General features: G+C 72.0%; 2 protein-coding genes and 1 pseudogene. All 3 read left to right on the top strand.

Annotated features, from left to right (window positions below; all coding sequences use genetic code 11):
* Window positions 1-156 precede the first annotated feature (156 nt).
* The gene (locus ACWGI8_RS44055; protein WP_453669220.1) at window positions 157-783 is read left to right on the top strand and encodes a vWA domain-containing protein; all 627 of its coding nucleotides are present in this window, start codon (window positions 157-159) and stop codon (window positions 781-783) included.
* Window positions 784-821: 38 nt separating this feature from the next.
* Complete coding sequence (locus ACWGI8_RS44050) at window positions 822-1310, top strand: hypothetical protein (protein ID WP_453669218.1); 489 nt, start codon at window positions 822-824, stop codon at window positions 1308-1310.
* A pseudogene (locus ACWGI8_RS44045) lies at window positions 1311-1645 on the top strand (hypothetical protein); the annotation flags it as partial.

Here is a 1645-nt window from a genome sequence, read left to right as displayed (position 1 = left end):
GCTGCGCGGCCGGGGCTCTGCGCTGTTCCGGGCCCGCGGGCCGTGCCGCGGCGCCGAGGCGCTGTTTCTGGACCGTGACACCGAAGCCCTTGAGTTCGCTTACGCAAATGAATAGCTTGCATGGGCAAAGATGAAGACTCGGGTGAGGGGGAACCGGTGAACGTACGACTTCATCGCCGTGCGAGGAGGGCTGTCACCGTCGGTGGGGCGTTGTTCGCGCTGGCCGCGGGTCCGCTGCCGGCCGCGGCGGGTGCGGCGGGTGCGGAGGTGGCCGGCGGGGCGGCGGCCGCACCGCGGGTGGAGGGCGGGAGCAGCCTGGTGATGGTGCTCGACTCCTCGGGCTCGATGGCCGACGACGACGGTACGGGACGCACCCGCATGGAGGCCGCCCGCGAGGCCATCGGCACCGTCGCGGCGGCGCTCCCCGACGGCCACCCAACGGGCCTGCGGGTCTACGGCGCGGACCGCCCCAAGGGCTGCACCGACACCCGGCTTGCACGGCCCGTACGCCCGCTCGACCGGGCGGCCCTGAAGCAGGCCGTGGCCTCCGTACAGCCCAAGGGCGACACCCCCATCGGCCTGTCGCTCCAGAAGGCCGCCCAGGATCTGCCGAAGCCCCCGGACGGTGCGATCGGCACCCGCACGATCCTGCTGATCTCCGACGGGGAGGACACCTGCGGTACGCCGCAGCCCTGCGAGGTCGCCGAGCAGCTCGCCGAGGACGGCATCGGGCTGCGCATCGACACCGTCGGCTTCCAGGTCCGTGGCAAGGCCCGAGGCTGAAGGACGGTTCCTCCCAGTGGTCGTACGGCGGCACCGAGGTGTACACGCCCGCGCGGGCACCGGTCGGCGGCGGCACCGGCGAGTTCAGCCCCGAGACCGTCTACAACGGCCGTCCGGCGGCAGTGCGGATGGGCACCGTTCCCGTTGCCTGGACCAACCGCCACGAGACGCATCCCAACGTCATTCCGGTGCACGACAAGGGCCACTTCTACATCGCCGTGACGCTCGGCGCGAAGGCCGCCGAGCTCGCGGAGAACCCGCAGATCGGTGTGGTGCTGCGGGTGGCGGTCCTCGGCGACGAGAAGGCCGGGCCGCAGCACGATGCCCCGGTCCTCGCGAAGAAGACGGACAACGAGGGTGATTCGGCCACGCGCGCAGACAGCGGTGGGACCGGCGGGGCAGGATGGACCGGCACTGCGACCGCCGCGACGGCGGGCGGCGCGGCCGTACTGATCGCCGGGCTCGGGCTCGTGCTTGTACGGGCGCGACGCAGGGCGGCCATGGAGACGACAAGGGGAAGCGCGTAGATGAGTCAGCGCAGCAGGGGCCGGGTGACGCTGGCCGGGGTGGCGGCGGTGTGCGCGGTGGCGGCGCTGCCGGTTCAGCCGGCCTGGGCGGCCGGACGGCCGAATCCGTACGTCTTCGACGCCGACGCGCAGCCGGTCGAGGGCGAGGAGAGCACCGCGAACGCCAAGGCGCTGAAGGCCGGTACCACGTACCGTTCGTCCATCGGCCCCGACGGAAAGCTCAACTACCGCGTGGACCTGGACGCCGAGAAGAACGCGTATGTGTCGGTGGTCGCCGTCCCCAAGCTGGGGACGAAGTTCGACTACAGCGACGGCATCAAGGTGACCCTGCAGGA

The organism is Streptomyces sp. NPDC054841 (assembly GCF_053611045.1).
This window is presented reverse-complemented; position numbering and strand designations above follow the sequence as displayed.